Annotated in this window: 4 protein-coding genes; 1 reads left to right on the top strand and 3 read right to left on the bottom strand. The window is 76.6% G+C overall.

The window, feature by feature from the left end; translation table 11 throughout:
* Nucleotides 1-422: 422 nt before the first annotated feature.
* From deoC to cobA, 3 genes are all read right to left on the bottom strand, one after another.
* On the bottom strand, nucleotides 423-1073 hold the full coding sequence (gene deoC / locus GMA12_RS18000; RefSeq protein ID WP_162460044.1) for a deoxyribose-phosphate aldolase: 651 nt from the start codon (nucleotides 1071-1073) through the stop codon (nucleotides 423-425).
* 185 nt (nucleotides 1074-1258) lie between these two features.
* On the bottom strand, nucleotides 1259-2146 hold the full coding sequence (locus GMA12_RS17995; protein ID WP_156270862.1) for a uroporphyrinogen-III synthase: 888 nt from the start codon (nucleotides 2144-2146) through the stop codon (nucleotides 1259-1261).
* Nucleotides 2136-3158 (bottom strand): uroporphyrinogen-III C-methyltransferase, encoded by a 1023-nt coding sequence (cobA, locus tag GMA12_RS17990; RefSeq protein ID WP_156270861.1) that lies wholly within the window; start codon nucleotides 3156-3158, stop codon nucleotides 2136-2138. Before cobA ends, GMA12_RS17995 begins: the two co-directional genes overlap by 11 nt.
* Before the next feature lie 152 nt (nucleotides 3159-3310).
* Here cobA and GMA12_RS17985 point away from each other — a divergent pair, with 152 nt between their 5' ends.
* The gene (locus tag GMA12_RS17985) at nucleotides 3311-4033 is read left to right on the top strand and encodes a sirohydrochlorin chelatase (protein WP_156270860.1); all 723 of its coding nucleotides are present in this window, start codon (nucleotides 3311-3313) and stop codon (nucleotides 4031-4033) included.
* Nucleotides 4034-4476 lie beyond the last annotated feature (443 nt).

Genomic DNA, 4476 nt, shown 5'->3' with positions numbered 1-4476 from the left:
GCGAAGGCCCAGAAGCTGCCGACCATGATGATCATGCAGGCCGCGAAGAACAGCAGGTTGTTCACGAGCCGGCCCTGACCCGAGTGCGAGCGCGTCACGCTCCCGCTGCTGCGCCCGGGGGCAGGGGTGTCCGTGGACGTGCTGGTGGACGCGTGGGCTCCGTCGGCCATGGTGGTTCCTCTTCTCGTGGTGCAGGGCGGCCGGTCACGAGGGCCGCGGAAGCGTTCGCGGTCAGTCTAGTCCGTCGCCCCCGGCCCGCCGCTGTGACCCGGCCCGGGGTCGCGGGTCGGTAGCCGGCACCGACGGCCCCCTCCGGTCGCTTGGCGGGAGAGCCCGCACGGGCGGCTCGGTGCAGCGGCCCGCTCCGGCGGTCCCGCCCGGCGGAGCGACCGGTTGCGGCGGCAGGCGTCGTCGTCGGGCCTTCAGCCGACGAGCGCGGGACCGCTGCTGGCGCCGATCCGGGACGCGCCGGCCTCGATCATCGCAAGCGCGTCCTCGCGGGTGCGGATGCCGCCGGAGGCCTTGACGCCGATGTCCGGGCCGACGGTCTCGCGCATGAGCCGGACGTCCTCCACGGTGGCCCCGGCGGTGGAGAAGCCGGTGGAGGTCTTCACGAAGTCCGCGCCGGCGGCCACGGCGGCCTGGCAGGCGAGGACCTTCTGCTCGTCGGTCAGCAGGCAGGTCTCGATGATGACCTTCAGCGCCGCCCCGCCCGCGTGGGCGGCCTCGGCGACGGCGGCGATGTCCCGCTCCAGGGTCTCGCGCTCGCCGGCGCGGGCGGCGGCGATGTCGATGACCATGTCGATCTCCTGCGCACCGGCGGCCACGGCGGTGGCGGTCTCGAAGGCCTTGACCTCGGTGGCCGAGGCTCCCAGGGGGAAGCCGACGACCACGCAGGTCAGCACGTCGCTGCCCGCGAGCCGCTCGCGCACGAAGCCGGCCCACAGGGGGTTGGTGCACACCGAGGCGAAGCCGTACTGCTTGGCCTCCGCGCACAGGGTGGCGATCTGCTCCCGCGACGCCTCCGGCTTGAGCAGCGTGTGGTCGATGTAGGAGGCGAGCTGGGAGGTCACGGGAGGCCTTTCGACGGTCTGGCGGGTCGCGCCCAGCCTACCCGGCGGCGCCCTCCGGGTGCTCCGGCCGGTGCCGCCGCGCGGGGCCGTCGCCGCAGGTCCGGCTGGGGCCGACGGGCCCGGCCCCGGCCCCGGCCCTGCCGCGGCTGCGCCGCACCTCCGGGTCCGCGGGATCCCCTGGGCGGTCAGGTCTGGTCCGGCTCCTGGCGCGGGTCCTGGTGGGGCCCCCGGTCTGTGGCGCCGGGAGCGGCGAGGGCGTCCGTGAGCTGCTTGAGCATCGCGCCCATCCGGAACCGCTCGGGCACGAGCGGCTCGATGCCCAGCTCCATCAGCGGGGCGGCGGTGACGGGCCCGACGGTCGCGGCGAGCATGCCGCGCCGGAACGCGCCCAGCAGCTCCTCGTGCAGACCGATCTCCTCGGCGGTGCTGAACAGCGCGTCCACGGCAGGGGCGGCGGTGAAGGTCACCGCGTCCACCCGCCCGGCGGCGGCCTCGCGCACCAAGACCGGCACCTGTCCGGCGTCGTCGGCGGAGGCCCACCGGTAGGGGGTCACGGTCAGGACCTTCGCGCCGGCGTCGGTGAGCCGGCGGCGCTGGACCACGTCGGCGATCCCGTGCAGCTGCAGCCCGACCGTGCGCCCGGAGAGGTCCCCGCCGTGCTCGGCGAGCACGAGGTCCACCAGTCCCTCGGTGGTCTCGTCGGCGGACATGCCCGCGTCCTCCAGGCCCAGTCCCCGCACCGCGCCGCGGCCCTTGGGTCCGCGCACGTACACGGCGGCCTCGCGCAGACACAGCAGCAGGTCGGCGTCGAAGCCCTGCGCCTCGGCGGCGTCGTGCCAGCGGCGCAGCCCGTAGCCGGTGGTGAGCAGCACCAGGTCGGGACGGGCGTCGAACATCGCCCGGGAGGACGCCGCGAGCCCGGCGTCCTCGCCGACCGGCTCCACCTTCAGCGCCGGGGCGTGGATCACCCGGGCGCCGCGGCGTTCGAGCGCGGCGATCTGGTCCTCGGAGCGCCGGTGCGCGGTGACGCCCACCACGCGCCCGGTCAGGGGCAGCTGCTGCTCAGCAGCCATGGGCGGTCACCTCGGCGAGGAACGCGTCCCGCTCCGCGGTGGCCAGGCGGACCACGGGCCCGATGACGACGACGGCGGGCGAGCCGCAGCCGGCCGCCGCGGTGTCCGCGACCGCGTGCGCGAGCGTGGTGATCGTGGAGCGCTGCCGGTCGGTGAAGCCGCGCTCGACCACGGCCAGCGGCGTGGCCGGGTCCGCCCCGGAGCGCACGAGACCGGCCACGAGGTGGGGGAGGGTGGCCACGCCCATGAGCACCACCAGCGTCCCGCCGGCGGCGCCGAGGCCGGCGAAGTGGGCAAGCTCGGCCTCGGAGAACGGGACGTGGCCGGAGGCGACCGTGAACATCCGTGAGACCTCGCGGAAGGTCACCGGGATCCCGGCGGCTCCGGGCACGGAGACCGCGCTGGTGATCCCGGGGACCACGTCCACGGGGATGCCGTGGGCGGCGCACGCGGCGAGCTCCTCGCCGCCGCGGCCGAAGACGTAGGGGTCCCCGCCCTTGAGCCGCACCACGGAGCGCCCGGCCAGGGCGTGCTCGACCATGAGCTCCTGGATCCGGGACTGCGGCACCGGGTGGTGGCCCGGGGTCTTGCCCACCGGGACGATCTCGGCGCCGGGGGCCGCGGCGGCCACGGCGCCGGCGGGGGCCAGGCGGTCCACGAAGACCACGTCGGCGTCCTGGAGCGCGGTCACGGCGCGCACCGTCAGCAGGTCGTCGGCGCCCGGGCCGCCGCCGACCAGGCTCACCCGGCCGCCGGTGCGGGCCGCCGGCTCCTGGACCACCGGCACGCGGGCGCCGGTCCGGCGCAGCGCGTCCCGCCAGCGCCCGGGCGCGGGGCCCACGACCACGGCCAGGGCGGCCCCGGCCACGTCGGCGGGGGAGAGGAGGGCCGGCTCGGCCACGGCGCGGACGTCGGCGCCGGCCGCGGCGTAGCGCCGGTGGGCGCTACGGGCCTCGTGCGGGTCCCCGAGGACGAGCACCGGCACGTCGGTGAGGTCGGCGGTCAGGAGCATGGGGTCCTCCAGGGGGAGAGCGGGGATCGGGGAAGCACGCATGCCATGGTCGCGCCCCTACCAGAGTGGGGCATCCGTGTTACAGCGGGGTTGCTGTGTGACGTCCTGTGACGGGACCTGCTCGTGCGGCCCCGCGCTCCTAGGCTGGGCGCATGAGCACCTCCGAAGCCCCCGTCCTGCTGGCCTGCGCCCACGGCACCCGGTCCCCGGCCGGGCGCGCGGCCGTGTCCCGCCTGGTGGACGCCGTCGCCGCCGAGCTGCCCGGGACCGAGGTGGTCCCCACCTGGGTCGACGTGCAGACCCCGGACCTGGCCGCCCGCACGGAGGAGTACGCCGGGCGCCCGGCCGTGGTGGTGCCGCTGCTGCTCTCCGCCGGCTACCACGTCTACGTGGACGTGGCCGAGGCGGTGGCCGCCGACGAGCGGCACCGGGTCTCCGCCGCCCTGGGCCCGGACCGGGCGCTGGCCCGGCTGCTGGCCCGCCGGGTGCACGAGGCCTGCGCGGCCGCCGGGGCCCCGCTGGGGTCGGCCGACGCCGTGGTGCTGGCCACCGCCGGCTCCTCGGACCGCCGGGCGGTGGCCGACTGCGCCGCGGTGGCGGAGCTGCTGGGGGAGGAGCTGGGACGGCCGGTGGCGGTGTCCTATCTGGCCGCCGCCCGCCCCCGCGTGGCCGAGGCGGTGGCGTCCGCCCGGGCCGGCCTGGCGGACGGGGGCCGCGTCGTCGTCGCCAACTACCTGCTGGCCCCCGGCTACTTCCTGGACCTCTCGCGCGCCGCCGGGGCGGACGTGGACACCGAACCCCTGGCCGTGCCGGAGGGGGAGGTCCCGCCCGAGCTCGTGGACGTGGTCGTCTCCCGCTACCGCTCGGTGGCCTGAGCCTCCCGGGGGACGGGAGTGCTCCACCCGCTCAGTCCCCTTGTCCCCCTGTTGCGCCGAGCCCCCACGATCGGCGGCTCTAAGCGGCGAGTTCCCAAGCTCCGCGGCTCTAAGCCGCGAGTCCCCACGCTCGGCCCGCTCCATGCAGCGAGTCCCCAATCCGGTCGCAGTTCCCCAAGCAAAAGCCTGGGGAACTGCGACCGGATTGGGGACTGGGCGGGAGTCATGCCCGACACCTGGGGGCTCGGCGGGAGCCATGCCTGACACCTGGGGGCTCGGCGGGTGTCGTGCCCGCGGGGTGGGGGCTCGGCGTGCGGGTGGTGTGTCCCGCTGTGGGGGCTCGGCGACAGCCGTGCCCGGGGGTGGGGGTCGGTGGGGCGGGTCAGTCCTGGACGCGGGTGAGGTCGGCGTCCTCGTAGCGGACCATCTTCGAGCCGGTGACC

It is taken from the genome of Kocuria sediminis (assembly GCF_009735315.1).
In the GTDB taxonomy this organism is placed as follows: domain Bacteria; phylum Actinomycetota; class Actinomycetes; order Actinomycetales; family Micrococcaceae; genus Kocuria; species Kocuria turfanensis.
Note: the sequence above shows the minus strand (reverse complement) of the source record. Positions and strands in the feature narration are given on the sequence as shown.

What these genes read in the sequence shown, in the direction of transcription:
- GMA12_RS17995 (WP_156270862.1), bottom strand. Translation starts at nt 2,146, where the DNA reads ATGGCTGCTGAGCAGCAGCTGCCCCTGACCGGGCGCGTGGTGGGCGTC.
- cobA (WP_156270861.1), bottom strand. Translation starts at nt 3,158, where the DNA reads ATGCTCCTGACCGCCGACCTCACCGACGTGCCGGTGCTCGTCCTCGGG.
- GMA12_RS17985 (WP_156270860.1), top strand. Translation starts at nt 3,311, where the DNA reads ATGAGCACCTCCGAAGCCCCCGTCCTGCTGGCCTGCGCCCACGGCACC.